Annotated in this window: 19 protein-coding genes and 2 other RNA genes; 16 read left to right on the top strand and 5 right to left on the bottom strand. The window is 59.2% G+C overall.

Annotated features, from left to right (window positions below; genetic code table 11):
* The 9 genes from H610_RS0122695 to H610_RS0122660 form a co-directional block, all read left to right on the top strand.
* A partial coding sequence (locus tag H610_RS0122695; RefSeq protein WP_028241802.1) for an NAD-dependent epimerase/dehydratase family protein occupies positions 1-460 on the top strand: 460 nt, incomplete at its 5' end.
* A 31-nt stretch (positions 461-491) separates the two neighbouring features.
* Positions 492-1,901: a mannose-1-phosphate guanylyltransferase/mannose-6-phosphate isomerase gene (locus H610_RS0122690; protein WP_028241801.1), complete on the top strand. Its 1,410-nt coding sequence runs from the start codon at positions 492-494 to the stop codon at positions 1,899-1,901.
* Positions 1,861-2,685 carry a glycosyltransferase family 2 protein gene (locus H610_RS0122685; protein WP_330216863.1) on the top strand — a complete coding sequence of 275 codons (825 nt, stop codon included), beginning with the start codon at positions 1,861-1,863 and terminating at the stop codon, positions 2,683-2,685. Before H610_RS0122690 ends, H610_RS0122685 begins: the two co-directional genes overlap by 41 nt.
* A complete protein-coding gene (locus tag H610_RS0122680) occupies positions 2,678-3,619 on the top strand; it encodes a UDP-glucose 4-epimerase family protein (protein ID WP_084166539.1) in 942 nt (313 codons plus the stop codon). The genes H610_RS0122685 and H610_RS0122680 overlap by 8 nt, the downstream gene beginning before the upstream one ends.
* 13 nt (positions 3,620-3,632) lie before the next feature.
* On the top strand, positions 3,633-4,190 hold the full coding sequence (locus H610_RS0122675) for a sugar transferase (RefSeq protein WP_028241798.1): 558 nt from the start codon (positions 3,633-3,635) through the stop codon (positions 4,188-4,190).
* Positions 4,191-4,368: 178 nt separating this feature from the next.
* On the top strand, positions 4,369-6,381 hold the full coding sequence (locus H610_RS0122670; protein ID WP_152529153.1) for a polysaccharide biosynthesis protein: 2,013 nt from the start codon (positions 4,369-4,371) through the stop codon (positions 6,379-6,381).
* Positions 6,382-7,371: 990 nt separating this feature from the next.
* A complete protein-coding gene (locus H610_RS0122665; protein ID WP_028241796.1) occupies positions 7,372-8,295 on the top strand; it encodes a ketoacyl-ACP synthase III in 924 nt (307 codons plus the stop codon).
* Between the two features lie 101 nt (positions 8,296-8,396).
* Positions 8,397-8,493: signal recognition particle sRNA small type (gene ffs / locus H610_RS25275), an RNA gene on the top strand.
* Between the two features lie 79 nt (positions 8,494-8,572).
* Positions 8,573-10,018: a site-specific integrase gene (locus tag H610_RS0122660; RefSeq protein ID WP_028241795.1), complete on the top strand. Its 1,446-nt coding sequence runs from the start codon at positions 8,573-8,575 to the stop codon at positions 10,016-10,018.
* A gap of 436 nt (positions 10,019-10,454) precedes the next feature.
* Here H610_RS0122660 and H610_RS0122655 read toward each other — a convergent pair whose 3' ends face one another.
* Positions 10,455-11,045: a hypothetical protein gene (locus H610_RS0122655; protein WP_028241794.1), complete on the bottom strand. Its 591-nt coding sequence runs from the start codon at positions 11,043-11,045 to the stop codon at positions 10,455-10,457.
* Positions 11,046-11,786: 741 nt separating this feature from the next.
* On the opposite strand from H610_RS0122655, the gene H610_RS0122640 reads away from it, so the two are divergent.
* A complete protein-coding gene (locus H610_RS0122640; RefSeq protein WP_028241792.1) occupies positions 11,787-12,188 on the top strand; it encodes a MarR family winged helix-turn-helix transcriptional regulator in 402 nt (133 codons plus the stop codon).
* A gap of 71 nt (positions 12,189-12,259) precedes the next feature.
* Here the strand turns inward: H610_RS0122640 and H610_RS25645 are convergent, their stop codons facing one another.
* Positions 12,260-12,448, bottom strand: a complete 189-nt coding sequence (locus tag H610_RS25645; protein WP_152529152.1) for a hypothetical protein — start codon at positions 12,446-12,448, stop codon at positions 12,260-12,262.
* Between the two features lie 142 nt (positions 12,449-12,590).
* Complete coding sequence (locus H610_RS24630) at positions 12,591-13,217, bottom strand: BRO-N domain-containing protein (protein ID WP_236614346.1); 627 nt, start codon at positions 13,215-13,217, stop codon at positions 12,591-12,593.
* 1,069 nt (positions 13,218-14,286) lie between these two features.
* Here H610_RS24630 and H610_RS0122615 point away from each other — a divergent pair.
* From H610_RS0122615 to H610_RS0122605, 3 genes are read left to right on the top strand one after another with little or no spacing between them, the layout of a single operon-like run.
* Entirely contained in the window at positions 14,287-15,846 is a 1,560-nt protein-coding gene (locus tag H610_RS0122615) for a type I restriction-modification system subunit M (protein WP_051231941.1), read from the top strand.
* On the top strand, positions 15,843-17,069 hold the full coding sequence (locus H610_RS24445; RefSeq protein ID WP_152529151.1) for a restriction endonuclease subunit S: 1,227 nt from the start codon (positions 15,843-15,845) through the stop codon (positions 17,067-17,069). Before H610_RS0122615 ends, H610_RS24445 begins: the two co-directional genes overlap by 4 nt.
* A gap of 15 nt (positions 17,070-17,084) precedes the next feature.
* Positions 17,085-20,267: a type I restriction endonuclease subunit R gene (locus tag H610_RS0122605; RefSeq protein ID WP_028241790.1), complete on the top strand. Its 3,183-nt coding sequence runs from the start codon at positions 17,085-17,087 to the stop codon at positions 20,265-20,267.
* A 52-nt stretch (positions 20,268-20,319) separates the two neighbouring features.
* On the opposite strand, the gene H610_RS0122600 is transcribed toward H610_RS0122605, so the two are convergent.
* Complete coding sequence (locus H610_RS0122600) at positions 20,320-20,904, bottom strand: recombinase family protein (RefSeq protein ID WP_028241789.1); 585 nt, start codon at positions 20,902-20,904, stop codon at positions 20,320-20,322.
* 606 nt (positions 20,905-21,510) lie between these two features.
* On the opposite strand from H610_RS0122600, the gene ffs (H610_RS25270) reads away from it, so the two are divergent.
* From ffs (H610_RS25270) to efp, 3 genes are all read left to right on the top strand, one after another.
* Positions 21,511-21,607: signal recognition particle sRNA small type (gene ffs / locus H610_RS25270), an RNA gene on the top strand.
* A gap of 793 nt (positions 21,608-22,400) precedes the next feature.
* A complete protein-coding gene (gene earP, locus H610_RS0122595) occupies positions 22,401-23,540 on the top strand; it encodes an elongation factor P maturation arginine rhamnosyltransferase EarP (protein WP_408055013.1) in 1,140 nt (379 codons plus the stop codon).
* A 43-nt stretch (positions 23,541-23,583) separates the two neighbouring features.
* Positions 23,584-24,150 carry an elongation factor P gene (efp, locus tag H610_RS0122590; RefSeq protein WP_028241787.1) on the top strand — a complete coding sequence of 189 codons (567 nt, stop codon included), beginning with the start codon at positions 23,584-23,586 and terminating at the stop codon, positions 24,148-24,150.
* Between the two features lie 351 nt (positions 24,151-24,501).
* Here the strand turns inward: efp and H610_RS0122585 are convergent, their stop codons facing one another.
* On the bottom strand, positions 24,502-25,947 hold the full coding sequence (locus H610_RS0122585; RefSeq protein ID WP_028241786.1) for an SLC13 family permease: 1,446 nt from the start codon (positions 25,945-25,947) through the stop codon (positions 24,502-24,504).
* Positions 25,948-26,123 lie beyond the last annotated feature (176 nt).

Genomic DNA, 26,123 nt, shown 5'->3' with positions numbered 1-26,123 from the left:
GAACGACAACTTCCATCCCGAGAACAGCCACGTCATCCCGGCGCTGCTGCGGCGCTTCCACGAGGCGGCGCTCAACGGCGACGAAGAGGTGGTGATCTGGGGCAGCGGCACGCCGAAGCGCGAGTTCCTGCACGTCGACGACATGGCCGCCGCCAGCGTCCACGTCATGGAACTGAACGCGCAGATCTACCAGGCCCACACCCTGCCGATGCTCTCGCACATCAACGTCGGCAGCGGGGTGGACTGCAGCATCCGCGAGCTGGCCGAAACCATCGCGCGGGTCACCGAGTTCCGCGGCCGGCTGCGATTCGACGCCAGCAAGCCGGACGGCACGCCGCGCAAGCTGATGGACGTCTCGCGCCTGAAGGCGCTCGGCTGGCGCGCCAGCATCGGCCTGGAGGACGGGCTGCGTGATGCCTACCGCTGGTTCGTCGAAAACTTCGAAAGTGCTAGAGGCTAAAACGGCCCGTTCAACGTTTCAGGAAGAGACCATGCTTTATCCCGTGATCATGGCTGGTGGTAACGGCTCGCGCCTGTGGCCGCTGTCCCGTCAGCTGAACCCCAAGCAGTTTCTCGCTCTGGCCGGTGGCACATCGACCTTGCTGCAGTCGACGCTCCAGCGCTTGCAGGGGTTGGAATTGGCGGCCCCTCGTCTGATCTGCAACGAGCAGCATCGTTTTCTGGCAGCCGAACAACTGCGGAATATTCATATTGAGAACGCTTCCATACTGCTCGAACCGTTCGGCAGGAATACCGCACCGGCGATCGCTTTGGCAGCGCTTAATGTGATCGAGGAAGATCCTTCCGGCTTACTGCTGGTACTGGCAGCGGATCATGTGATCGAGAATGTGGCAGCTTTCCACGCCGCCATCGCTCGTGCCGAGTCCCTGGCTGCGGATGGCAGGTTGGTGACCTTCGGTATCGTGCCTACTCATGCGGAAACCGGATATGGCTATATCGAGCGAGGAGAGGAATTAGGCGCGAACGGGTTCCAGGTACAACGCTTCGTGGAAAAACCTGATGCCGGAACGGCCGAGGCTTATCTGGCGACTGGGCGCTATGTGTGGAATAGCGGAATGTTCATGTTCCGGGCCGCTCGCTATCTGGAGGAGCTGGAATTGCTCCAGCCCGAGATCCTTGCCTGTTGTCGCCGAGCCCTCGATGAGGGACAGCGTGATCTTGATTTCATTCGCATAGGCGCTGCCGCATTCGCTGACTGCCCGGACGACTCTATCGACTATGCCGTGATGGAGCGTACATCCGCTGCTGCCATGGTGCCGCTCGATGCGGGGTGGAGCGATATCGGCTCCTGGTCTGCCTTGTGGGATATCAGCCCGAAAGACGATTTGGGCAATGCACTGCATGGTGATGTACTCACCCAGTCGACTCAAAACTGTTATGTGCACTCTGACAGTCGTCTCGTTGCGACGCTTGGGGTATCGGACCTAGTGATCGTTGAAACCAAGGATGCAGTGCTGGTAGCTAACAAGGGCAGTGCGCAGGAATTAAAGAAGATAATCGATCAAATAAAGGCGGATGGCCGGCATGAGCACTTGAATCATCGGGAAGTTTATCGCCCATGGGGGGTGTACGACTCGATAGATAATGGCGAGCGCTACCAAGTGAAGCGAATCACCGTCAAGCCTGGAGCTAAACTTTCCCTGCAAATGCATCACCATCGCGCCGAGCATTGGATTGTCGTGAGCGGAGCGGCACAGGTCACGATTGGCGACAAGACAACCTTGGTCACGGAAAATCAATCGACCTATATCCCAATTGGTCAGGTTCATTGCTTGGAAAATCCCGGAAAAATTCCACTCGAACTGATTGAAGTGCAGTCGGGCTCCTATTTGGGCGAGGATGATATCGTTCGCTTTGAAGACATCTATGGTAGGGCCTGAGGTTGTTAAGTTGAAAGTCTCCATAGTCACGGTCTGCTACAACAGTGCAGAGACGATCAGGGATACTATCGAGTCAGTATTGAGTCAGACCCACCCCAATATTGAGTACATTATTGTCGATGGAGCGTCGAAAGATACGACGCTGAGCATCGTCAATGAGTATGCGGGGCGGATCGCCAGAATCATCAGCGAGCCGGACAATGGGATCTATGACGCGATGAACAAGGGGATCCGGGCGGCAAGCGGTGAAGTCATCGGAATATTGAATTCCGACGATTTTTACGAAGACCATGGCGTGATTGAGCGAGTCATGAATGCTTTCATAGAAAACTCGCTGGCGGATGTGGTTTTCGGTGACATCGTATTTGTGGCTCCGAATCGCCTTGATCAAGTAGTGAGGTATTACGGATCTGCCCATTTCAGACCTTGGAAACTGCGCTTCGGCTGGATGCCACCGCACCCCGCGACTTTTATAAAGAAAAAAGCTTATGACGAAGTTGGCGGTTATTCGACACAGTTCAAAATTTCGTCCGACTATGAAATGTTTGTTCGTTTGCTCTTGGTTCAGAAACTGCAATGGTATCGAATCGATTCGGTGCTGGTCAGAATGAGGGCTGGAGGTATAAGTACCTCCGGGCTGCGTAACAGCATTCGCTTGAATCGCGAGATAGTCCGAGCCTGCCGCCAGAACGGTATTTACACGAACATACTTATGGTGCTTTCGAAATTGCCGTTCAAGCTTTTGGAACTGCTCAAGCGGCCTGATGGGGGGGCGCATGGATAGCGTCCTTATTACAGGAGCGTCCGGGTTCGTTGGCTCAGCGGTGCTGGCCAGGCTGCTCGAAGCGAGGCATTTTTGCCCCGTGCCTGTGTTTCGGAACCCTCATTCCGGCCCAGCAGGGAGCACGGCTATCCGGATAGATGACCTGAACGGCCTACGCGTCGAGCAGCTCAGTACTTGCTCGGCAGTCGTTCACTGTGCAGCGCGGGTGCATGTGATGCATGACAAGACAACTGATCCTCTCGCCGAATATCGGAAAAGCAATGTCGAGGGGACTCTCTCGCTCGCAAGGAAGGCCCTCGAAGCTGGCGTGCGCCGGTTCGTTTTCGTGAGCTCAATCAAGGTGAACGGTGAGGGCACGTCTTTAAGGAGTCCTTACCGCCCTGATGATATTCCCATGCCGCAGGATCCCTATGGCGTCTCCAAGCTGGAGGCTGAGCGAGGGCTGTTCGCATTGGCGAAAGATACCGGCATGGAGGTGGTAATCGTTCGCCCACCATTGGTTTACGGGCCAGGAGTGAAGGGCAATTTCGCCAGCATGATCAAGCTCGTTGAGAAAGGGCTTCCTCTTCCATTAGGCACCGTTCGTAACAAGCGCTCTCTCGTTGGCATCGATAATCTGGTCGATCTTCTCATCCGCTGCATCGATCATCCCGCCGCAGCCAATCAGGTATTTCTCGCCGGCGATGGTGAGGACCTTTCCACCACCGAGCTACTGCGCGGCGTGGCCAAGGCAATGGGGAAACCCGCGCGGCTTACTCCTATCCCGGCTGGTCTGTTAGAGCTGGGTGCTACCCTGTTGGGCAAGAAGGCCATGGCTCAGCGGTTGCTCGGCTCGTTGCAAGTGGACATAAGCAAGACCTGCGAGCTGCTCGATTGGAAACCGCCTTATACGGTGGAAGAAGGTCTCAGGCGTTGCTTCGAGCGTTCCAACTGATTTTAGGTGAACCGTGATTCGAATCTTTGATGTCGTTTTTTCTCTATTGGGCTTGGTGCTGGGCTTTCCGCTGTTGATCGCGCTAACGCTCATTGGCTTGTTCGATACGGGTTCACCGATTTTCCGGCAGGTTCGTGTCGGGCGGTATCAGAAGCCTTTCACGCTGGTCAAGTTTCGCACCATGAAGGTGAATACCGCGTCGGTCGCCACCCACTTGGCCAGCAGCGCGTCCATCACGCGTTTCGGCCATTTTCTGCGCAAGACAAAGCTGGATGAGCTGCCTCAGCTGTGGAACGTGCTCAAGGGCGAGATGAGCCTGGTGGGGCCGCGACCGGGGCTGTTCAATCAGGAGGAGCTGACCGAGGAACGAGCCAAGCGTGGCGTGTTTGAGGTTCGTCCCGGAATTACCGGGTTGGCACAGGTCAGTGAGATCGACATGTCCACCCCGGCACTGCTCGCGGAGACGGATCAGAAAATGATCCGGAGCCTCACTTTGGCCAGTTATTTCAAATACATCTTCATGACGGTGGCGGGGAAAGGGGCAGGGGATCGGATCGTCAGAAAGACATGATCGGTGCCTTGGCTTGGCGTTTACCGTTGTCTGCGTTGGGGCGCCGCGGTCATGCGCTTGCTTTTTCTGCATGCCGTCAGTCCAGCGGCTTTCATCTGCTTAACCGGCTAGAGTGAGGACATGCTTGCGAGACGCGCGAGCCTGCTGGCTTTAAAGAGGGAAGGTGTTTGTGTTGAGGTTGGCTGAAAAACTACGCGCGCGTCTAGTGCGCTTGCCGAGGCAGCAGAAGCGGCTGGTTCAGGTCGCTGCCGATGTGGTTCTGGTCTGGTTGGCCCTCTGGTTGGCTTTTTTTATTCGCCTCGGCGATGCGAATTTCGTCGAGCCCCTTGGTGGCCACGCCTGGTTATTCATCGTCGCTCCGCTCACTGCCATTCCGTTTTTCATCCGCTTCGGCATGTACCGAGCCGTGATGCGCTATTTCGGCAACGACGCGCTGATGGCCATTGCCAAGGCCGTTACGCTTTCGGCGCTGGTGCTGGCGCTCGCCGTCTATTGGCGCAGCAACGAGCCCAAGCTGATTCCGCGCTCGATGGTCTTCAACTACTGGTGGCTCAGCCTGATGCTGATCGGCGGGCTGCGGCTGCTGATGCGCCAGTATTTCCTCGGCGACTGGTTCGTGCCCGAAGGGTTCTTCAAGTACCGGGGCAGCGACAAGGGCCTGCCCAAGGTCGCCGTCTATGGCGCTGGCTCCGCGGGGAATCAACTGGTTGCTGCACTGCGCCTGGGCCGTGCCATGCGGCCGGTGGCTTTTATCGACGATGAACCGAACATTGCCAACCGTATGATTTCGGGTTTGCGGGTATACACGCCTAAGCACATCAAGCAGATGATCAACGAGACGGGAGCGGAGGAGGTGCTGCTGGCAATTCCTTCCGCCTCGCGGGCTCGTCGCAAGGAAATACTGGAAGAGCTCGAGAAGTATCCGCTCCACGTACGCAGCGTGCCCGGCTTCATGGACCTGGCCAGTGGCCGGGTCAAGGTGGAGGACATCCAAGAGGTCGACATCGCCGACCTCCTGGGGCGCGACGCGGTGGCGCCGCAGCAGGAGCTGTTCCAGCGCTGCATCAAGGACAAGGTGGTGATGGTGACCGGCGCGGGGGGCTCGATCGGTTCCGAGTTGTGCCGGCAGATCCTTTCGACTGAGCCGCGCACGCTGCTGCTGTTCGAGCACAGCGAATACAACCTGTACTGCATTCATATGGAGCTCGAGACGCGTATCGCGCGGGAGGCGTTGCGCACGCGGCTGGTTCCGATCCTGGGGTCGATCCGCAATGGCGAGCGGCTGCTCGACGTGCTCCGCACCTGGCACGTGGAGACGGTCTACCATGCCGCAGCCTACAAGCACGTGCCGATGGTCGAGCACAACGTGGCCGAAGGGGTGCTCAACAACGTGCTGGGCACGCTGAACACGGCGCAGGCGGCGGTGCAGGCCGGGATCGCCAACTTCGTGCTTATCTCGACCGACAAGGCCGTGAGGCCGACCAACGTGATGGGCAGCACCAAGCGTCTCGCCGAGCTGGTCCTGCAGGCCCTCAGCCAGGAGGCCGCGCCGGTGCTGTTTGGCTCGACGGACGGGTTGCACCACGTCAACAAGACCCGGTTCACGATGGTGCGCTTCGGCAACGTGCTGGGGTCGTCCGGCTCGGTGATCCCGCGCTTCTACGAACAGATTCGCAACGGCGGGCCGGTGACCGTCACCCATCCCAATATCACCCGCTATTTCATGACCATTCCGGAGGCGGCCCAGCTCGTCATCCAGGCGGGCTCGATGGGGCAGGGCGGTGATGTGTTCGTGCTGGACATGGGCAAGCCGGTGAAGATCGCCGACCTGGCGGAGAAGCTGATTCGGCTGTCGGGCCTGAGCGTCTGTTCGGAAAAGAACCCCACCGGCGACATCGCCATCGAGTACACCGGCCTGCGCCCGGGCGAGAAGCTCTACGAGGAGCTGCTGATCGGCGACGACGTCAGCCCAACCGAGCATCCGATGATCATGCGCGCCAGCGAGGAGTCCTTCTCCTGGGAGGTGCTCAAGGGGCTTCTCGCCAAGCTGCTCGCAGCAGTGGAGAGCGACGATTACCCGCAGGTGCGCCTGCTGCTGCGCGAGGCGGTCAGCGGCTATGTGCCGGAGGGGGAGATCGTCGATTGGGTGTATCAGCAACGTCGGATTCAGCCGCTGGATCTGGGGTCGTAGAGGCGCAAGTTCGCGCGAGGGCGCTCCCTCACCCCTGGCCCCTCTCCCGGAGGGAGAGGGGAAAAAGCAGCTTCGCTCGGATCCGACGTAGGGTGGAAAGCTCGCGCAGCGATTTTCCACCGATGAGCGCTCTGCAACCTGGTGGAAAAGGCTTCGCCGTTTTCCACCCTTACGGGTGCAAGGCCTTTGCTCTAAAAAGCGTCGCCCCGAGGTCGGGCCTCCCACAAAAGCAGCGTTGCCCACGGAGCCTGTGGGAGGGGCGCCCCCGCGGCGATGCAGGCCGTAGGTCGGCATACACGGAGCTTTGCTTGTCCCTCGGGGTAGGGTGGAAAACGCGCGCAGCGATTTTCATCGATGAGCGCTCTGCAGCCGGTGGAAAAGGCTTCGCCGTTTTCCACCCTACGGGTGCAAGGCATTTGCTCTAAAAGCGTCGCCCCGAGGGCGGGCCTCCCACAAAAAAAGCTGGCAGCGCCATGGTGCCATGCTGCTCTTCTGTGGGAGGCGCGCCCTCGCGGCGAATGCAGGCGGCAGCCTGCCCGAATCCTGAGCGTGATCCCCTTTGTTGGTCCGGTGCTCATCAAGCGCTAAGCTACGCTTTCGCCTGTTTTTTCTGCTTGCGGGGACCTCACGGCCGGGGTTGTCGTCTATTTGTAACCGGTTGTTCGTTTTCGATGTGACACGGCCGGGCCGGCGAGCTTCAAAGCCCATCATGGGGTCGGATTCGACCAGGCCGGCTCGTCGCGAGCAAAGGTGCTGCACTCATCGCCCGGCCCCAGGTTATTTTCGCGCCCGGCAATCGCTGCATCGTTGCCCTGATGGGGCCGGTGCCTCTATAAGTGACCGGCAAGTCAACTTCCGGCCAGTTCGTCGGGTTGTCGGGTGTGTGCCAGCTCGTCGACGAAGGCGTGTGGCAGGGTCGCCCTGGGCATGGGCGTTACTGGCATTTTTTACGGTGCGTGAGGGCTGTAGCGCACGCGCCGGAGGCTCTGAATGATCGGCATCAAAGCGATTTCCAGTTATGTACCGAAGGGCGGTATCGATAACGTCCAGCAAGGCGCCAGCTTTGGAAACGACGAAGCGTTCATCCGCAGCAAGATTGGCGCGACCTTCCTGCCGATCATGGGCGAGGACGAAGACACCTCCGACCTCTGTGTGAAGGCTGTCGCCGCGCTGGCGGCGCAGAATCCGACGTTCGACCTGCAGAAGGTGGACGCGCTGGTGGTGGTCACCCAGAACGGTGATCGCGAAGGGCTGCCGCAGACCTCTTCCATCCTGCAGAACAAGCTCGGCCTGCCGAAGCACGTGGCGGCCTTCGACCTGTCGCTGGCCTGCTCGGGCTACGTTTACGGGCTGTACGTGATCAGGGGCTTCATGGAGAGCCTGGGCCTGAAGAACGGCCTGCTGGTCACCTCCGATCCCTATTCGAAGATCGTCAACCGCAGCGACCGCGTGACCTCGCTGCTGTTCGGCGACGCGGCCACCGCGACCTGGATCGGCGACGACCCGTTCTGGCGCCTCGGGCCGGCCAGGTTCGGTACCGACGGTTCGGGTGCGGTGCACCTGCACGTGGCCGACGGCAAGCTGAAGATGAATGGGCGCCAGGTGTACAACTTCGCCGCCCAGGTGGTGACGCCGCATCTGCACGAGCTGCTCGAGAATGCCTCGCTCACGCCGGAGGACGTCGACGCCTATTGCCTGCACCAAGGCAGCGCGGCCATCGTCGATGCCATCTCCAAGCGCTTCGGCGATCTGGCGTCCAAGTTCGTCCTCGATATCGAGGAGACCGGCAACACGGTATCGTCGTCCATCCCGCTGATCCTGCAGAAGTACGCCTTTCGCGAGGATTGGCACCGGGTCGCCATCAGCGGCTTCGGCGTGGGGCTGTCCTGGGGCTCGGCGCTGCTCGAGCGCTGAGTGCATTCTGCCGGGGCAGCGAGCACGTGGCGGTTGTAAGTTACTGACAAGCCAGTACAATGGCGCGGCCCGCCACTTGGCGGGCATCGTTATGGTGGCCCTGCCGGTCCCCCCGCAACGATCAACCGTGAACCCGGTCAGGTCCGGAAGGAAGCAGCCGTAGCGGTGACATCGTGTGCCGGGGTGTGGCTGGTAGGGTCCACCTCCATAACGTATCTCCTTGATTTCTAACGGTTTTTCGCTCTGATCACGCCAGTGATCCATAGGGTGATCCACCGTGTCTTCCGTCCCTTCTTACCTCTGGTTATCCCGACACTCGATCTTCTATTTCAGAATCGTGGTGCCTGGAGTTCTCCGTCCGCTTTTCCCTTGTTCCGAGATCCGCCGTTCGCTGCAGACACGCTGCAAGCGCGAAGCGCTGATCCGTGGCCGCGAATTGCTCCTGCAGGTTCAGCAGCTATACACCCAGGCATTTCAGGGCATTCGGCCTTCCCTCGACTCCCTGCGCGGCGCCTGGGAGGCGGGCGGTAAGCGAGTTGCTAGTTGGGCTGCGTGGCTCCGTCAGCAGCAGTTGGTTGCGCTTGCGCAGAAGCCTTTGGAGCAAGGGGAGGGAGGCAAGGTTAGAGGGCCACAGAAGCCCGGCAGTGCCCCTTCAAGAGCGAAACAAGAGCAGCCAGCTAGGCTGGTAGCGGATGCGCCAAGCAACGCTCCACGCTTCTCCAAAGTGGTTCAGGAATGCCTTGAACAACAGTCGCATGAAGGCGTGGCTGCGAAGACGCTATCCGACAAGCGTTCCGTGGCTGAGCTGATGACTCGGATCGTGGGTGATCTGCCTGTCGATCTCATCACTCGCCAGGATGCCCGCAAGTTCCGTGAGGTGGCACTCAAGCTGCCGCCGAGGATGAATCAGCTTCCCGAGGGACAATCGCTGGAGCAGATCATCGAGACTGCCACCACCACGATCAGCCTCACCACGTTCAACAACTACGTGAAGAACCTGACGACCTTTTTCTCCTATGCCATCCGTGAGGGCTACTGCGAGCGCAACCCGTTCGACGGGCTTCGAGTCAGGCAGCGAGGCAAGGTCAGCGAGGAGCGCAGCGTCTTCACCGAGGACGATCTGCGCCGTCTGTTCTCGAAGCAGGTTTACGCATCAGCCAACTCAGCTCAGCCGCACAAGTACTGGCTGCCACTGCTCGGTCTTTACACCGGGGCGAGACTCAATGAGCTATGCCAGCTCTATCTGGATGATGTGGTCAGCATCAATGGCATCGACTGCCTACACATCCGGGCTACAAGACCCGATCAGAAGCTGAAAACCGTCACCTCGGAAAGGCTCGTGCCGATCCACTCGAAATTGAAAGCGCTGGGGTTCCTTGAGTTTGTCCAAGCGCAGCGGGAGGCTGGCCATCAACGTCTCTTCGCGGAGCTGACCTTGCACAAGGCGCATGGCTACGCTGCCGCTCCCTCCAAGTGGTTCACTCGGGTTCGTAATCAGTTGGGCTTCCGTGATGGGGTAGAGCGCAAGGACTTCCACAGCTTCCGCCACACGCTTGCTGATCATCTGAAGCAGAAGGGAATAGTCGAGTCGCTGGTAGGTGGCATTCTTGGCCATCAGAGCGGTGGGATCACCTTCAGTCGTTACGGGAAGGACTTTAGGCCGGAGGTGCTGGCTCCGGTGGTTGAGGCAATAGAGTTTAATGCTGTGGATTGGATGCGGTGATTGGTGATGATGGCCATCGTGTTGACGCCTTCCAGGGTACGCACGAAGGTGTTCAGGGATTCCTAACGCAGCGATAGCCTTCTGTGCCATCTCCTTGTTCTCCAGGGCGAACTGTTCGCTCTTCTCTGCCAGTTCGGCAGTCAGTGCGGCACTTCGGGGAACGACTGGGGCACCTTCATCGCCATCGAGTCAGCGAACTGGATTTGAAGGGTATCTGCAATGGATACAGGCTGGGTGCGGGTGACTTACCCAGGAGTTCCCAGTGCCTGGATGCCATCCATGGGCCAAAGCCTGGGCAGCAGTAGTTGCCTAGGCCGCTACTGTGCCGAGGCCAGGGCTGATGGATGACAGAGGCGAATGCGATTGCACCTGAGCAGAGTCATAGGGAAGTACATGAAGATGAGCTAGAGATGGTCACCTACAGGCTGTGTGACAATCAAAGGCGGCAACGGTAATAGACCATGTCCAAAAGCAAGTCTGCCAAGCCGGTAAGTCGATGGGACATTGATGTTCTACCATTCAGATCAGAGAACGTCGGGTGGCGGCTTTGGGTGAAACCGCTCTGACTAAGCGCGACGATAAGCTGTTGAGCAGTGTCCTCGTCAACTCCGTATCTCCCTGCCACCCATTTTTCAAGCTCAGCTCCTTTCTGAAATGCCTCTGCGCTTTCTCCATCTCGCATCTCCCGTTTTCTCATCTCTGCCAGTATCTCAACCTGCCCCTCGCTCAACTTAGCCAAATTAGATAAGACCTGTTGAAACACGTCTGGCTTGTCATCGATTACAGCAGTAGCTACTCCAGCCATCAGGTAGTCCACCAACTTCTCCATCATCGCATTCGAGGAGCACGTCTCAAGCGCGTCCAGCATTCGCTTGAATGCAGCAAAGCGGTGATCGCTTTTTTCCAAGTCTTCGATGGTGATGCCTTCTGCTCGAAGCCTATCGAGCGCTGCATCTAGTCTTTTATCTCTAATGAAGGTGTAGCCACGCACCACTAGGTTGATTGGTACATCGGACAGTCCAGGCATTTCCATATCCTTGTGTCTCTCGTGGGTAGAATGCAGGGCAGGAAATGACCGGCCCGTTCTTCAGATCGAAAACCATGTCGATCTTGTCGCATCGTAACCCAAGACGCCACTTACGAACTTCTGCAGTTCAGCGTCTAGGAGCCTCTCCCGGTGGCTCTGAGCGGCTTTCTCGGTATCCCTACCCATCTGCTCTACCCAGTAGGCAACGGCCCCTGCAAGCGCATCCAGGCGGTCATCGTGGATCAATGCACCCTTGTCCTTATCCGGCTGACCTCAATGTTGTTGCTGGCGGTCAGTTGTTCGAGCTGGTCGATGCACTTCTTGAAGGGTTTGAGGATCTTGTTGAGCTGGATCATGTGGCCTCTCGTCGGGAGGCAAGACCGATAGTTGAACTATGCGTGTGCGGTTAGTTGGACTGGTCGGTTGGGGCTCGATGCCGCTGCAGCCCTTATACGGACTGGCGCTACCAACTATTGGGTTGTGCATTTGATTCGGCACTGTAAATAACGCGAAAGTGGGAACGTTGAAGCGCCCCGATACTGTTTGCTATCTGTAGCGAACACGACAAATGAATCGGAGGTTTCAGCCAATGAGCGGCAATCAATTTGGCTTCAGTGTGTCTGTTGGCAAAGCACGCTTTTGCTTATTCATCGGTGACGTGTATGTCCGAGTGCCGAGGTGCTTTGAGTTGGCCTGGAATAGCTCTGGTTTCTATCTCGGTAAGGACGGAGCGTGACGCACATGGAAACCACATTCAGCAAACACGCTCTGGCTTATGATCGGTATGCCCTTGTCCAGCTATTCAAAGCGATTGAGGAGTTCCGTGGCGTTGACCCAGAGATGCCATCACAAAGTGCTGCATTGTTTCTCTATTCGGCGATCTACCCAGGCTGCACCATGACGGATCTGCAAACTAATCTCGGGATGAGCCAAGCGTCCTGCTCAAGGAATGTCTCGGCCTTGTCGGAATGGCATCGTCACGAAAAACCAGGACTCGGACTGATAGTGGCATCGCCAGATCCGATGGAGCGCCGCAGGAAGATCGTGCAGTTGACCGAGAAGGGGGAAAAGCTAGCTTTATCCCTGACCGAGGCAGTGATGAACCCGGTTCGACTGTCGTCGTTCTCGAAGGCGGCACGGTAAAAAATAACCCCCAGCACCAAGCCGATAGGTCGGCCTCCTGGCTGTCCAGGCGAAGGGTGATGGGGGTTCTGTTAGTCGCTGCTCGTTGGCGCCAGCCGGAGCACCGGGAGGTTCATCTGCTGGGCTGCTTTCCATCTGCGTTTGTCTGCTGCCAGGATCTCGCTCAGCAGTGGATGCTGGACGGTGCCTTCTGTTGTGGCAGCCATGCCCGAAGCACTCCGTTTCCTGGCCTTCCTTACTTCGCTGGCGATGCTCTTCATGAGCGAGCCCCTTCTGACGATCTTTGCTTGGATCGAGCTACCAGCTTGAAGTCGGTCTGCCAGACGATGCAGAGCAGGTACACCAGGGGAACCAAAGGCCAGAGCAACAGAGCGCCCAGGAAGATCAGTTCAGGCAGACGCATCAGGCTACCTCCAAGTACAGCTCGGTAATCGCTCCCAGTCCCGTCAGGGCAATAGCCTCCATAACGGATCGAGGGAGGTCGAAGTCGAGGGCAATCCTGTCGATTGCGAGTTGGCAGAGACGCCTGTACTTCTCTGGATTCTTGTGTGCCAGCCAGTGGTCATGTTCGGTGAGGCGGTCGAACTCTCGTAGTGCCGGGAGAGCCTTCTCACGGATGTTCTCTGCCAGCGCATCCAGAAGCTCGGTTCGGATTTTCTGCTGGCCCATGATGTACATGCCGCGTTTGCGGATCGAGGGCAGTACTTCCGTCACAACCCAGTCCTCGAATCGTTCGGCAGAAGGTAGCCGTGAACTGAAGATCAGGCGGTAGACGTCGCGTTCAGGGATTATCTTCATATGGCGAACCTGACCCGTCGATTCGTCGGGGCAGGTCATTGCGTTTCTGCAGTGCTTGCGGATCGCTGCATCGGTATCCGAATAGCCCAGTGCTTCGGCTACATCCTTGGCTATGAACCAAGGATCATCATTGATCAGGACGGTGCGGATCTCATTGCCATCAAATGCGTAGACGATGGTTGGCAGGGTGTTGATCGCGTTGTGAGTGGTGCGGTTGGGGGCGATTTGCATTGAGTAGATCATCCTTTTTGTTCAGCCGTCAGAGTCCCTTCCATCCATGCCACCAGCTCCCATCTACAAGGGAAACACGGACGGCTCGGACGGCTGGACAAAACGGGCTGGGTTTGAGGGGAATCTGCAAGGGATGCAGGGTTGATGCTGGTGACTGGCCCAGGAGTTCCCCGGTGCCTGGATGCCATCCATGGGCCAAAGCCTGAGCAGAAGTGGTTGCCTAGGTCGCTACTGTGCTGAGGCCAGGGCTGATGGATGACAGAGGCAAATGGGGAAGCCCCTGGGCGGAGTCATCTGGAGGTACATGAAGATGAGCAGGAGGTGGTCTGACAGAGAGGCTTGGGCTTCCTGACAGCCACTGACGGGGATGGTCACTGACAACATCGTCATCGGTGATCATCGATCCTGTGTCAGCAGAGTTGGGGAGGCATCAAGAGCAACTTGCGGTGCAGCTTGAAGATCACCTGCCAGTGTCCTCCGCAAGACAGGCTTGATGCTGTCTCATTGCTTCGTTCTTCATTGATGGATTGATGGTAATGACCATGGATGAAGGACAGCTCAAAGACACTCTTAGAGTGGCTTCGCCATCCACCGCTACACCCCGCGAGTCATCGCAGGTAGCCAGCCTCGACTGAGTGCCATCACCTCTCAGCCAGCTATGTCAGGTTCGTCATCACCCGTGACTGCTGGCCGGTTGGTCGGGGCAGTGAGAGGGGCTGTACGCCTGAAGCTCAAAGTAGCAGTAGGTACTCGGCGGTCGCCTCTCTGGGCTGGCCTTTCCCTGGCTCGATCAGCCCCTCCGGCGGTTTGCGGCGGTGAAGATCGAGCGTCATGGTTGAGGATCGAACGTGCGAGATTGCGCGCTCTCCTCTCCATAACTGTGTGATAATCGATCTTCGTCGAACGTGCTGCGATCTTGCTAACAGCGCGTTTGGCAAGTTGGCTGCTCCTCTTTGGTAGCAGAGCGCGTGATGGCACTCTGGTCTGCTCCGGTTATAGCCACGCGTTTGATCGGTTCACGTCTGTAGTAAGCTCTCGGCATTTCTGTATTGCTGCGTGGAGATGTGCGTTGGTCACTGGAGATGTAGAGAAGCGTTTGTGGGCTGTAGCTGACCAACTATGGGCCAACACGGGGCTGAGGCCGGGAGAGTTCTCGGTGCCTGTCCTAGGGCTGATCTTCCTGCGATATGCCGAGAAGATGTACGCCGCTGCCGAAGAGAAGCTGGGGCCGATTGGCTCTGGTGGTCGCCGTAAGGTCAGCAAAGATGACTATCTGGCCGAGGGTGTGATCTTCCTTCCAGAGAAGGCCCGCTTCTCCTATCTGCAGACCCTCACCGAGGGCGATGTCATCGGTCTGGCGGTCAACGAAGCCATGAAGGCCGTTGAAGAAGAGAACGTCGACCTCAAAGGCGCTCTGCCTCGCAACTACGTCCAGCTTGGCAATAAGGTGCTGCTGGAGCTGATCAAGCTGCTCGGGCCTGTGGATCTCAGCGGGGACGCTTTCGGCAAGGTCTACGAGTACTTCCTGGGCAACTTCGCGCTGAAGGAAGGCCAAAAAGGCGGGGTCTTCTACACCCCCGAGTCCATCGTGAAGTTGATCGTCGAGATCATCGAGCCGTTCCATGGGCGGATCTTCGACCCGGCTTGTGGTTCAGGGGGCATGTTCGCCCAGTCGGCTGACTTCGTTAAGCGCCACCACAAGACGGCGATGGAAGAAATCTCCATCTTCGGCACCGAGAAAGAGCAGGTCACAGTCAATCTCAACAAGATGAACCTGGCTGTGCACGGCCTGTCGGGTGATGTGCGTATCGCCAACACCTATTACGAAGACCCGCATGAGGCCGTTACCCGTGATGGCGGGCGCTTCGACTTCGTTATGGCCAATCCGCCGTTCAACGTATCGGGTGTCGATAAGGAGCGTCTTGAAGGCGACCTGCGCTTCCCCTTCGGCGTACCGAAGACCGACAACGCCAACTACCTCTGGATCCAGCTCTTTTACGCATCGCTGAACAAGAACGGTCGTGCTGGTTTCGTGATGGCGAACTCCGCAGGTGATGCCCGAGGCAGCGAGCAGGTGATCCGGCAGAAGCTGATTGAGAGTGGCGCGGTCGATGTGATCGTGTCGGTTGGCTCGAACTTCTTCTACACCGTGACCCTGCCTTGCACGCTGTGGTTCTTCGACCGAGCGAAAGAACGTGATGCGGAGCGAGCAGACAAGGTTCTGTTTATCGACGTTCGCCACATCTACCGGCAGATCGACAGGGCTCACCGCGACTGGTTACCAGAGCAGATCGAGTTCCTTGCCAATATCGTGCGGCTGTACCGTGGGCAAGCGCCTGAGTTGGAGCAGGGAAGTGCTGAGTTGCTGGCCGAGAGAGGGCTGGGCGATGGCTACGTGGATGTGCCGGGGCTATGCAAGGTTGCTTCTCGCGAGCTGATCGAGTCTCAGGGCTGGTCGCTGAACCCTGGGCGGTACGTAGGCGCTGCTGCAAGGGAGGCGGAGGATGTTGAATTCGCCGAGCGCTTCGAACAGCTTGCTGAAGAGTTGGAGATACTTAACGCCGAAGCCAAAGAGCTTGAGGAGAGTATCGCAAGTCGTATTGCCAGTGTTCTGGAGATCGCTTCGTGACAAAGTTGCTCGATCTCTGCGAGCTAATAGTTGACTGTGAACACAAAACCGCCCCTAAGAGTTCGGATGGTTACCCGTCCATAAGAACTCCCAACGTAGGTCGAGGGAGATTGATTCTTGATGGAGTTAATCGTGTAGATGAAGACACTTATATAAAGTGGACACGCCGAGCGACTCCAGCGGAGAATGATTTAATCATAGCTCGTGAAGCACCAGTCGGTAACGTGGCAATAGTTCGCAAGGGGCAAAAGGTCTGCCTTGGGCAGAGGACAGTGCTTGTTCGTCCAGACCCTAACAAAGTAGACCCTGAGTTCCTTTGTTACTTCCTTCTTGGGGATTATGCTCAGAATAGTTTCTTGTCCGCCGCCACGGGTGCAACAGTCCCTCATTTGAACATGAGTGACATTCGGGGATTATCAATTCCTGCTCTGCCCGACAGAAAAAAACAGCGCTGGATCGCAACGACCCTCGCCGCCTACGACGATCTCATAGAAAACAACACGCGCCGCATCGAGATCCTCGAAGAAATGGCGCGGCGGTTGTACGAGGAATGGTTCGTTCAGTACCACTTTCCGGGGCATGAGGGGGTGGAGTTCAAGGAGAGTGAACTTGGGCTGATTCCTGAGGGCTGGGAAGTGGTTGCTCTAGAAAAGGCCGTTGAAATAAATCCAAAGACCAAAGTAGAGCGTGATGGCGAGAAAGTCTTCGTCCCTATGGGGGCGTTATCTGAATCGGGGATGGTAATTTCTGGCTGGGAAATTAAATCGGGAAATAGCGGTGCCAAGTTCCAAAATGGGGACACCTTGGTTGCCCGTATCTCTCCCTGCCTCGAGAATGGGAAAACTGGCTTTGTTGATTTCTTGCCCGCCAACCAGCCTACTGCTTGCGGATCAACGGAGTTCATAGTCCTACGCTCTCGCTCACTGTGTCCGGAGATGGTTTATTGTCTTTCTCGAAGTGATAGGTTTCGCGAAGTGGCAATGAAGAGCATGTCGGGAGCTACTGGTCGCCAACGTGTCCGAGTAGAGAGCCTTGTGGGTTATCCCATAGCGCAGCCTGAAAACGAGCTTGTTGCCAAGTATCATGCTTTTGCTCAGCCTTGCTTCAAGGAAATCAGGGTGCTTGCAAATAAGAACGCGAACCTTCGCCAGCAGAGAGACCTGCTCCTCCCCAAGCTAATCTCCGGTGAGATCGACGTATCCGATATCCCCATGCCGACCTAAAAGGAGTTCAGGCGCATGAGTCCAGCAGCACCGCATTCGCACGACTATTCCGAGGACACGTTGGTCGAGCAGCCAGCCATCGCGCTGTTCGAGTCTCTCGGCTGGGAAACTGGGAACCTCTACGCAGAGTGGACAGGAAGTTCCTCCAGCGAAGGTCGCCAGACCCAGCAGGACGTGGTGCTGGAGGGGCGTCTGCGGGCTGCACTCAGCAAGCTCAATCCTGACCTGCCTAACGAGGCCATCGATCTGGTGGTCGAAGAACTGGCCCGTGACCGCTCCAAGCTACTGCCGGTCAACGCTAATCAGGAGGTCTATCGGCTGCTGAAGGATGGAGTGCCCGTCTCGGTCACCGATGAGCACGGGCATAACACGCTCAAGGTGGCCAAGGTCATCGACTGGGGCAATGTCGAGGAGAACGACTTCTTCCTCGCCTCCCAGTTCTGGGTGAAGGGGGACTACCACACCCGGCGCACTGACCTGCTGGGCTTCGTGAACGGTATCCCGCTGTTGTTCGTTGAGCTGAAGGCGACCCATAAGACACTCAAGGCCGCCTACGATGACAACCTTACCGACTACCGTACGGTCATCCCTCAGCTCTTCACTTACAACGGCGCACTGATGCTGTCGAACGGTTCTCAGACGGTGGTGGGTAGTACCTTCTCGCCGTGGGAGCATTTGTTCGAGTGGAAGCGAATCAACGATGAAGGTGAGAAGGGCGTTGTGTCCCTGGAAACAGCCATCAGGGGCATCGGTGAGCCTTCCAGGCTGCTGGACATCGTCGAGAACTTCACCGTTTTTGAGGACGTGGCTGGTGGTGTGATCAAGAAGATCGCCAAGAATCACCAGTACCTGGGGGTCAATAAGGCCATCGCTGAAGTCTGGCGTACCAAGGATCGGCCCAAGGATCAGGCTGGGCGGCTTGGCGTCTTCTGGCACACCCAAGGCTCAGGCAAGTCTCTTTCGATGGTCTTCTTCGCTCAGAAGATCCTGCGCAAGATCCCCGGCAACTGGACGTTCGTGATCGTCACCGACCGCAACGAACTGGACGAGCAGATCTACAAGACCTTCGCCGCTACAGGTGCTGTGGGTGAGGTCGAGGCACATGCCACCAGTGGGGCTCACCTCAAGCAGTTGCTCAGTGAAGATCACCGCTATGTCTTCACCTTGATCCAGAAGTTCGGCACCAAGAAAGGCGAGGTCTACCCGCAGCTCTCGGATCGCCAGGACATCATCGTCATCACCGACGAAGCTCACCGTTCCCAGTACGACACGCTGGCCATGAACATGAGGACGGCACTCCCCAATGCCGCCTTCCTGGGCTTCACCGGGACGCCACTGATGGCTGGCGAGGAGAAGACCAAAGAGGTCTTCGGTGACTACATCTCCGTCTATGACTTCGGGCAGTCCATCGCAGACGGTGCCACGGTTCCGCTGTACTACGAGAACCGCATTCCCGAGATGCAGCTCATCAATGACAACCTCAACGAGGACATGGCGGCGCTACTCGAAGAGGCCGAGCTGGACGAGGAGCAGGAGCGCAAAGTCGAGCAGGTCTTCGCCCGTGAGTACCACCTGATTACCCGAGAGGATCGTCTTGAGGCCATCGCCAAGGATCTGGTGAACCACTTCGTTGGTCGTGGTTACCAGGGCAAGGCCATGCTGGTGTGCATCGACAAGGCCACCGCTGTCCGCATGTACAACAAGGTTCAGGATCACTGGAAGACGTATCTGACTGACCTGAAAGCTCAGCTCGCAAAGGCTCCCAAGGAGCAGCAAGAGGAGTTGCAGCACAAGATCCAGGTGATGACATCGACCGACATGGCGGTGGTCGTCTCCCAAGGTCAGAACGAGGTGAAGGAGCTAGCCGACAAAGGGCTGGACATCATCCCGCACCGTAAGCGCATGAATGAAGAGAACCTGGGCGAGAAGTTCAAGGACTCCAAGGATCCGCTGCGGTTGGTCTTCGTGTGTGCCATGTGGATCACCGGCTTTGATGTGCCGTCTTGCTCGACCATCTACCTCGACAAGCCGATGAAGAACCACACCCTGATGCAGACTATTGCTCGGGCCAACCGGAAGTATCCAGGCAAAGAAGCAGGGCTGATCGTCGACTATGTGGGTGTCTTCCGTAAGCTACAGGAAGCCTTGGCGATCTATGGTGGGGCATCTTCTGGTGAAGGTGGTGAGGGTGAGCCAATCAAGAACAAGGCCGAGCTGGTCGAGTACTTGAAGCACCTGCTTGCCAGGGGTATCACGTTCTTGTCCGAGCATGGTGTGAATGCCCAGGCCATCAAGGATGCTCAAGGCTTCGAGAAGGTGGCCAAGCTGGATGATGCTGTTGAGCAACTGATTGCCAATGAGGAAACCAAGAACAGCTTCATGAGTCAGGCTCGGATTGTGTCTCGGGTCTACAGAGCGATTCTTCCCGATCCTGATGCCAATGAGCTTGCTCCTGACGCTGTGCTGATCTCCGTGATTGCCCAGAAGATCAAGGCACTGGCCCCTCCTGTCGACATCTCCGAGGTAATGCAGCAGGTCGAGGAATTGCTGGATCGCTCCATCGCTCCGGTGCCTTACATCATCAAGGAAGACGACGATCAGCCACTGCATGACCTCAGCCAGATCGACTTCGAGAAGCTCAAGGAGAAGTTCAATCAGGGGCGCAAACGCACCGAGGCCGAGAAGCTCCGGGCCTTGCTGAGCATGAAACTGGAAACCATGCTGACCGAGAATCCCACTCGCAAGGACTTCATGGAGAAGTTCCAGAAGCTGATCGACGCCTACAACTCTGGCAGCCTGAACATCGAGGTGTTCTTCAAGGAGCTGGTGGATCTGACTGCTGATCTGCAGGTCGAGGATCAACGAGCTATCCGCGAGAACCTCTCCGAGGAAGAGCTGGCTCTGTTCGACATCCTGACCAAGCCAGTGCCTGAACTTGCGGAGAAGGAAAAGGCGCAGGTGAAGAAGGTCTGCAAGGAGCTTCTGGAGACACTGAAGGCCGAGAAGCTGGTGCTCGACTGGCGCAAGAAAGACAGAGCCAGGAGTGATGTGCGGCGCACTCTGGAGATCGTCTTCGACCGGGGCTTGCCTGAGAGCTACGACGAGGGGATCTACAACGAGAAGTGCGAGCTGGCCTTCCACCACATCTTCACGAGCTACTACGGGGCTGGTGAGAGCGTGTACTCGGCCATGCGGTAACGGTGCTTTGGGGGGAGCAAAAAATAATGCACCCCCAAACCCACAACCTCGTCTACACGGCTGCCGCTTGTGGCACTCGCAGCACCCTGCAAGCCCGCTTCACGGCAGCCGTTGAGATCCCCCAGTGCTTGGCCGTATCCGCAATGCTGGCCTCGTTCTCCTTTCTCCAGACTGCAACGGCCTGATCGTCGATCACTTTGGGTGCGCCCAGCTTCTTGCCCTGTGCCCTGGCTCGCTCGATCCCGGCCATCTGACGTGCCTTGATATTGGCTCGCTCCAGCTCAGCCACCGCAGCCAGCATGGTGAGCATGGCTTTGCCGACTGGGCTGGATAGGTCGAAGCCTTCGCGCATCGAGACCACCGTCACGCCCTTGGCTTTCAGGGCTTCGACTGTCTCCAGCACGTCGATGGTGTCCCTGCCCAGGCGGTCGATGGCTGCTACGACAACCGTGTCTCCCTTCCTGGCATAGGCATGGAGTGCCTTGAAGCCCTCCCGCTGCAGCGCTTTGGTGGCCCCGCTGGTGGCCTCATCGGAGAACCACTCGTTCACATTGAAGCGTTGGCTGATGGCGTGTCGCTGGGCCTCGGTGGTTTGGCCGTCGGTGCTGACTCGGACGTAGGCAATGGTGGCGGTCATGGCTGATAGCTCCTTGAACGCTAGGTGGATCACAAAGCTGGCTCAAGATGCTATTGGATGGATCATTGAAAATCAACAGATCTGATCCAGTCGAAGGCCGCAGCGCTTCGTTTGGCTCAAGCTGCGCTCAGGTTGGCTCGGAAGGTACACCTTCTGATCCACCCCCTGAGTGCGCACGGGAATCCATCTCGCGGTCATGCGGGCTGATCTGTCCTTCCATAGAGGCCTCTGGCCAGAGCGCGGTGCTCGTTCACATGAAGTGAGATCGAGGCCCGTGGGTGGGGTCGTCGTGCCCCGGCTCACCCTCGCTGTCGACAGGGAAGCCTGAGCATCGTGTTTGATCGGGGAGGGGGTGCCCTGTTTTTTCAGGCGAGGAGGGGTGGGTACCGGGGGGAATCGAGTGGGACGGCTCGATGGATAGGGGCTCGCATTTTTTGCAAAAAATGGCCGGTGGGGTGTGGCCAGGTGATCCAAAAGGGATCCAGAAGTGATCCGAAACGGTGATCCAAAGTGCTCGCAACGGCATACGTCAGCTCTATAGAATGGCGTCCAACTTGAAAGCAGTGTGATGAGCAAGAATCGCTGGAAGCCAGGATTTACGAGGGCTGCCGGTCCCCCCGCAACGATCAACCGTGAACCCGGTCAGGTCCGGAAGGAAGCAGCCGTAGCGGTGACATCGTGTGCCGGGGTGTGGCTGGTAGGGTCCACCTCCATGACGGTCCCTCTTCGCTTTACCCCAGATCGCTCATACGTCTGCTCCCCTGGTAAACCGGGTCGGGGCTTTTTGTGTTGCCTTGGGGACGCGTCCACAGGTAAGGCGCATTGGGAGTAGGGTGGATAACGCCGCGCAGCGGCTTATCCACGCGTCGTCCTTCCGAATTGGATCGCACTATGTGCATCGTCTCCCGTGTGGGAAAGGCTTCGCCGTTTCCCACCCTACGAAAGGGGATGGAGGCAGTCGCCGCGAGGGCGCGCCTCCCACAGAAGGGCAGATGGCGCTGCTGGTTTTGTGGGAGGGCCGGGGTGGGGGCGCTGGTTGGGGGTGGGTGCCTGCTCCTACAGGTGCTTGCCGGTGCTACGGGCGTTCCCTTCTCCCGCTGGGAGAAGGTGGCCCGCAGGGCCGGATGAGGGCGGGTGCGGCCTGCCTCTTGCGGCGAGGCTCTGCGAGATCGCCGCGAGGGCGCGCTTCCCACAGAGGATTGGCATGTGGCACATGGCTTTTGTGGGAGGCCCGCCCTCGGGGCGATGCTTGGGGGCGGGTGCCTGGTCGCAGGCAGAGCCTGCTCCTACAGGTGCTTGCCGGTGCTACGGGCGTTCCCTTCTCCCGCTGGGAGAAGGTGGCCCGCAGGGCCGGATGAGGGCGGGGGCGGCCTGCCTTTTGCGGCGAGGCTCTGCGAGATCGCCGCGAGGGCCTCCCACAGAGGATTGGCATATGGCACATGGCTTTTGTGGGAGGCCCGCCCTCGGGGCGATAGCTTTTGAAGATGGAGGCAAGGGTGGCTGAAGCGTCCTGGGACATTTTCTGCAAGGTCGTCGACAACTACGGCGACATCGGCGTGACCTGGCGTCTCGCCCGGCTGCTGGTCGCCGAGCACGGCCAGCGGGTCCGGCTGTGGTGCGACGATCTCGACACCTTCGCCCGCCTGTGCCCCGGCGCCGATCCGCAGGCCGAATGCCAGGTGCAGGCCGGGGTGGAAGTGCGCCACTGGCCGGCGCAATGGCCCGGTGCCGAGTCGGCGGACGTGGTCATCGAGGCCTTCGCCTGCCACCTGCCCACGGCCTATATCGAGGCCATGGCGGATTCGGGGCGGCGCATCCTCTGGCTCAACCTGGAGTACCTCAGCGCCGAACGCTGGGTAGTCGATTGCCATGCGCTGCCGTCGCTGCAGCCGCGCGGCCTGCAGAAATACTTCTTCTTTCCCGGCTTCGTGCCCGGTACCGGCGGGCTGCTGCGCGAGCGGGAGCTGATGACGCAACGCCACGCCTTTCAGCACGACGGCCAGGCGAGGGCGGACTTCCTGCGCGAGCTCGGTGTCGAGCCCGTGCCCGGTGCGCGGCTACTGTCGCTGTTCGCCTACGAAAACCGCGCGGTGCCGGGCTGGCTGGACGCACTGGCGGCGGACCCGCAGCGGACCAACCAACTGCTGGTCCCGGAAGGGCGGGTGCTCGGCGACGTCGCCGGCTGGCTGGGCGTCGAGGCGCTGAGGCCGGGCGATCGCTTCCGCCGTGGAACGCTGGATATCACGGTCGTGCCCTTCGTGACCCAGGATGCCTATGACCGCCTGCTCTGGTGTTGCGACTTCAATGCGGTGCGCGGCGAGGAGTCCTTCATTCGCGCGCAGTGGGCGGGGCGGCCGTTGGTCTGGCACATCTATCCGCAGGAAGACGATGCCCACTGGGACAAGCTTGAGGCCTTCCTGGCGCTCTATACCGAGGACCTGACGCCGCAGGCCGAGCAGGCGCTGCGGGGGTTCTGGACGGCCTGGAACGCCGGCGAGGGTGCCGGCGAGGCCTGGGGCGCGCTGCTCGGCGAAGCCCCGGAATTGCTGGCGAACGCCGAACGCTGGGCCGACCGGCAGGTGGCCAATGGCGACCTGGCCGGAAAGCTGGTGTCCTTTCACCAGGATTGGCTATGATACGCGGCCTGTTTTTTGTCATTCATCCCAACCGGATATTCGTATGAAAACCGCACAAGAGTTCCGTGCCGGCCAGGTGGCCATCATCAACGGCGAACCCTGGGTCATCCAGAAGGCCGAATTCAACAAGTCCGGCCGCAACAGTGCCGTGGTCAAGATGAAGCTGAAGAACCTGCTCAACGGTTCGGCGACCGAGACCGTCTACAAGGCCGACGACAAGCTGGAGCCGGTGATTCTTGAGCGCAAGGAAGTGACCTATTCCTACTTCGCCGACCCGCTCTACGTGTTCATGGACAACGAGTTCAACCAGTACGAGATTGAGAAGGGCGACCTGGAAGGCGTGATGCCCTTCATCGAAGACGGCATGCCCGATGTCTGCGAGGCGGTGTTCTACAACGACCGCGTGATCTCGGTCGAACTGCCGACCACCATCGTCCGCGAAATCGCCTACACCGAGCCGTCCGTCCGTGGCGACACTTCCGGCAAGGTCATGAAGACCGCCCGCCTGAAGAACGGCTCCGAGCTGCAGGTATCCGCCTTCTGCGAGATCGGCGACTCGATCGAGATCGACACCCGCACCGGCGAGTACAAGTCGCGCATCAAGGCCTGATCCGCCTCGAGACGCATGAAGAAGCCCGGCCTAGTGCCGGGCTTCTTCGTTTCCGCAGACTGTCGCCGCGAGGGCGCGCCTCCCACAGGCTGGCCTGGGTGCAGGCTTCCTGCTTCTGTGGAAGGCCTGATGCAGGCTCTTTCTTCCGTGGGAGGCCCGCCCTCGGGGCGATGCTTTTGGGCAACAGCACCGAAGCCGCGCCAGCTGTCGCCGCGAGGTCGCGCCTCCCACAAGGCTGGCATGGTGCAGGCTTCATGCTTCAGTGGGAGGCCTGATGCAGGCTCTTTCTCTGTGGGAGGCCCGCCCTCGGGGCGATGCTTTTGAGCGACAACGCCGAAGCCTCGCCAGGGCTCAGCTCCAGATCATGCCGATCAGCCCGTAGCACAGCAGTGTGACCAGCACCACGCCGAACAGGTTGAGGGCGAATCCCGCCTTGATCATGGACTGGATCTGCATCATCCCGGTGCCGAACACGATGGCATTCGGCGGCGTGGCCACCGGCATCATGAAGGCGCAACTCGCGGCGATGGCGGCGGGGATGGCCAGCATCTCGGCCGGCAGGCCCTGGCTCACGGCCAGCGCGCCGAGCAGCGGCAGGAAGGCCGCGGCGGTGGCCGTATTGGAGGTGATCTCGGTAAGGAAGGTGATCACCAGCGCCACCAGGCCGATCATCGCGATCAGCGGCAGGGCGCCGAAGGCACTGAGGTTCTGCGCGATCCACTCGGCCAGGCCGGAGGCGCCGATCACGCCGGCCAGCGACAGGCCGCCGCCGAACAGCAGCAGCACGCCCCAGGGCACCTTGTTGGCCTGGTCCCAGTCCATCAGGAACACGCGCTCGCGCAGGTTGACCGGGATGAGGAACAGCAGCAATGCGGCGCCAATGGCGATGCTGGTGTCGTTCAGGCCGTCGATGTAATCCGACAGCACCGGCTGGAAGATCCACAGCAGCGCGGCCAGCAGGAACACGGCAGCGACCAGCTTCTCGGCGTGCGAGATCGGTCCGAGCGCGTCCATTTCCTCCTGCAGCAGGGCGCGGCTGTCGCCGCCCGACAGGCGGAAGCCGCCGCGGGTCAGCCACCACCAGGTGAACAGCAGCATGCCCACGCTGACCGGGATGCCGAGCAGCATCCACTGGCCAAAGCCGATCTCGACCCCGTGGTTCTCGCGCAGGAACGCGGCGAGCAGGGCGTTGGGCGGCGTGCCGATGAGCGTGGCGATGCCACCGATGCTGGCCGCGTAGGCGATGCCTAGCAGCAGCGCGGTGGCGAAGCGGCTGCCCTCGTGCGCATCGCTGTCCGCAATCAGCAGCGTGATGACCGACATGCCGATCGGCAGCATCATGATGCTGGTGGCTGTATTGCTCACCCACATGCTGATGAAGGCGGTGGCGATCATGAAGCCGGCGATCTGCCGGCTGGGCTGGCTGCCGACCGCGAGCAGCGTGGCCAGCGCGATCCGCTTGTGCAGGTTCCAGCGCTGCATGGCCAGCCCCAGCAGGAAGCCGCCGAGGAAGAGGAAGATGGTCGGGTTGGCGTACGGCGAGGTGGCCTTCGCCAGGGTGTCGATGCCCAGCAGCGGTACCAGCAGGATCGGCAACAGCGAGGTGGCGGGAATCGGGATCGCCTCGGTCGCCCACCAGACGGCCATCAGGGCGGCCAGCCCGACGGTACGCCAGGCGGTCTCGGACAGGCCGCCGGGTGGGTCGGTGAGCAGGCAGACGAGCAACAGCAACGGACCGAGAAAGAGGCCGATCCAGGCGGCGATGACAGCTCCACGGGACATCGAAGCTTCAGGCATGGTGGATTTCCCTTCTTCTTTACTGGCTTTCCGACACGTCGTTTGCGGTGCCGGTTCAGATATTCAGGGCGGTAATGGTACAGGCTCGTGCCGGTGGGGTGGGCGCCGAGGGAGAGGGCGTGCTTTTCCCTTCTCCCCTCGGGAGAAGGTGCGGCGGGGCGGGGCTTGGCTGTGGG

Source organism: Stutzerimonas azotifigens DSM 17556 (assembly GCF_000425625.1).
Taxonomy (GTDB): domain Bacteria; phylum Pseudomonadota; class Gammaproteobacteria; order Pseudomonadales; family Pseudomonadaceae; genus Stutzerimonas; species Stutzerimonas azotifigens.
The sequence above is the reverse complement of the archived record's forward strand: the minus strand, read 5'-3'. Positions and strand labels throughout refer to the sequence as shown.

Coding starts and splice junctions, on each gene's coding strand:
- H610_RS0122685 (WP_330216863.1), top strand. CDS start 1,861: ATGATATCGTTCGCTTTGAAGACATCTATGGTAGGGCCTGAGGTTGTT.
- H610_RS25645 (WP_152529152.1), bottom strand. CDS start 12,448: ATGAAGAGCATCGCCAGCGAAGTAAGGAAGGCCAGGAAACGGAGTGCT.
- efp (WP_028241787.1), top strand. CDS start 23,584: ATGAAAACCGCACAAGAGTTCCGTGCCGGCCAGGTGGCCATCATCAAC.
- H610_RS0122655 (WP_028241794.1), bottom strand. CDS start 11,045: ATGCCTGGACTGTCCGATGTACCAATCAACCTAGTGGTGCGTGGCTAC.
- H610_RS0122600 (WP_028241789.1), bottom strand. CDS start 20,904: ATGACCGCCACCATTGCCTACGTCCGAGTCAGCACCGACGGCCAAACC.
- H610_RS0122605 (WP_028241790.1), top strand. CDS start 17,085: ATGAGTCCAGCAGCACCGCATTCGCACGACTATTCCGAGGACACGTTG.
- H610_RS0122585 (WP_028241786.1), bottom strand. CDS start 25,947: ATGCCTGAAGCTTCGATGTCCCGTGGAGCTGTCATCGCCGCCTGGATC.
- H610_RS0122665 (WP_028241796.1), top strand. CDS start 7,372: ATGATCGGCATCAAAGCGATTTCCAGTTATGTACCGAAGGGCGGTATC.
- H610_RS0122690 (WP_028241801.1), top strand. CDS start 492: ATGCTTTATCCCGTGATCATGGCTGGTGGTAACGGCTCGCGCCTGTGG.
- H610_RS0122680 (WP_084166539.1), top strand. CDS start 2,678: ATGGATAGCGTCCTTATTACAGGAGCGTCCGGGTTCGTTGGCTCAGCG.
- H610_RS24630 (WP_236614346.1), bottom strand. CDS start 13,217: ATGCAAATCGCCCCCAACCGCACCACTCACAACGCGATCAACACCCTG.
- H610_RS0122640 (WP_028241792.1), top strand. CDS start 11,787: ATGGAAACCACATTCAGCAAACACGCTCTGGCTTATGATCGGTATGCC.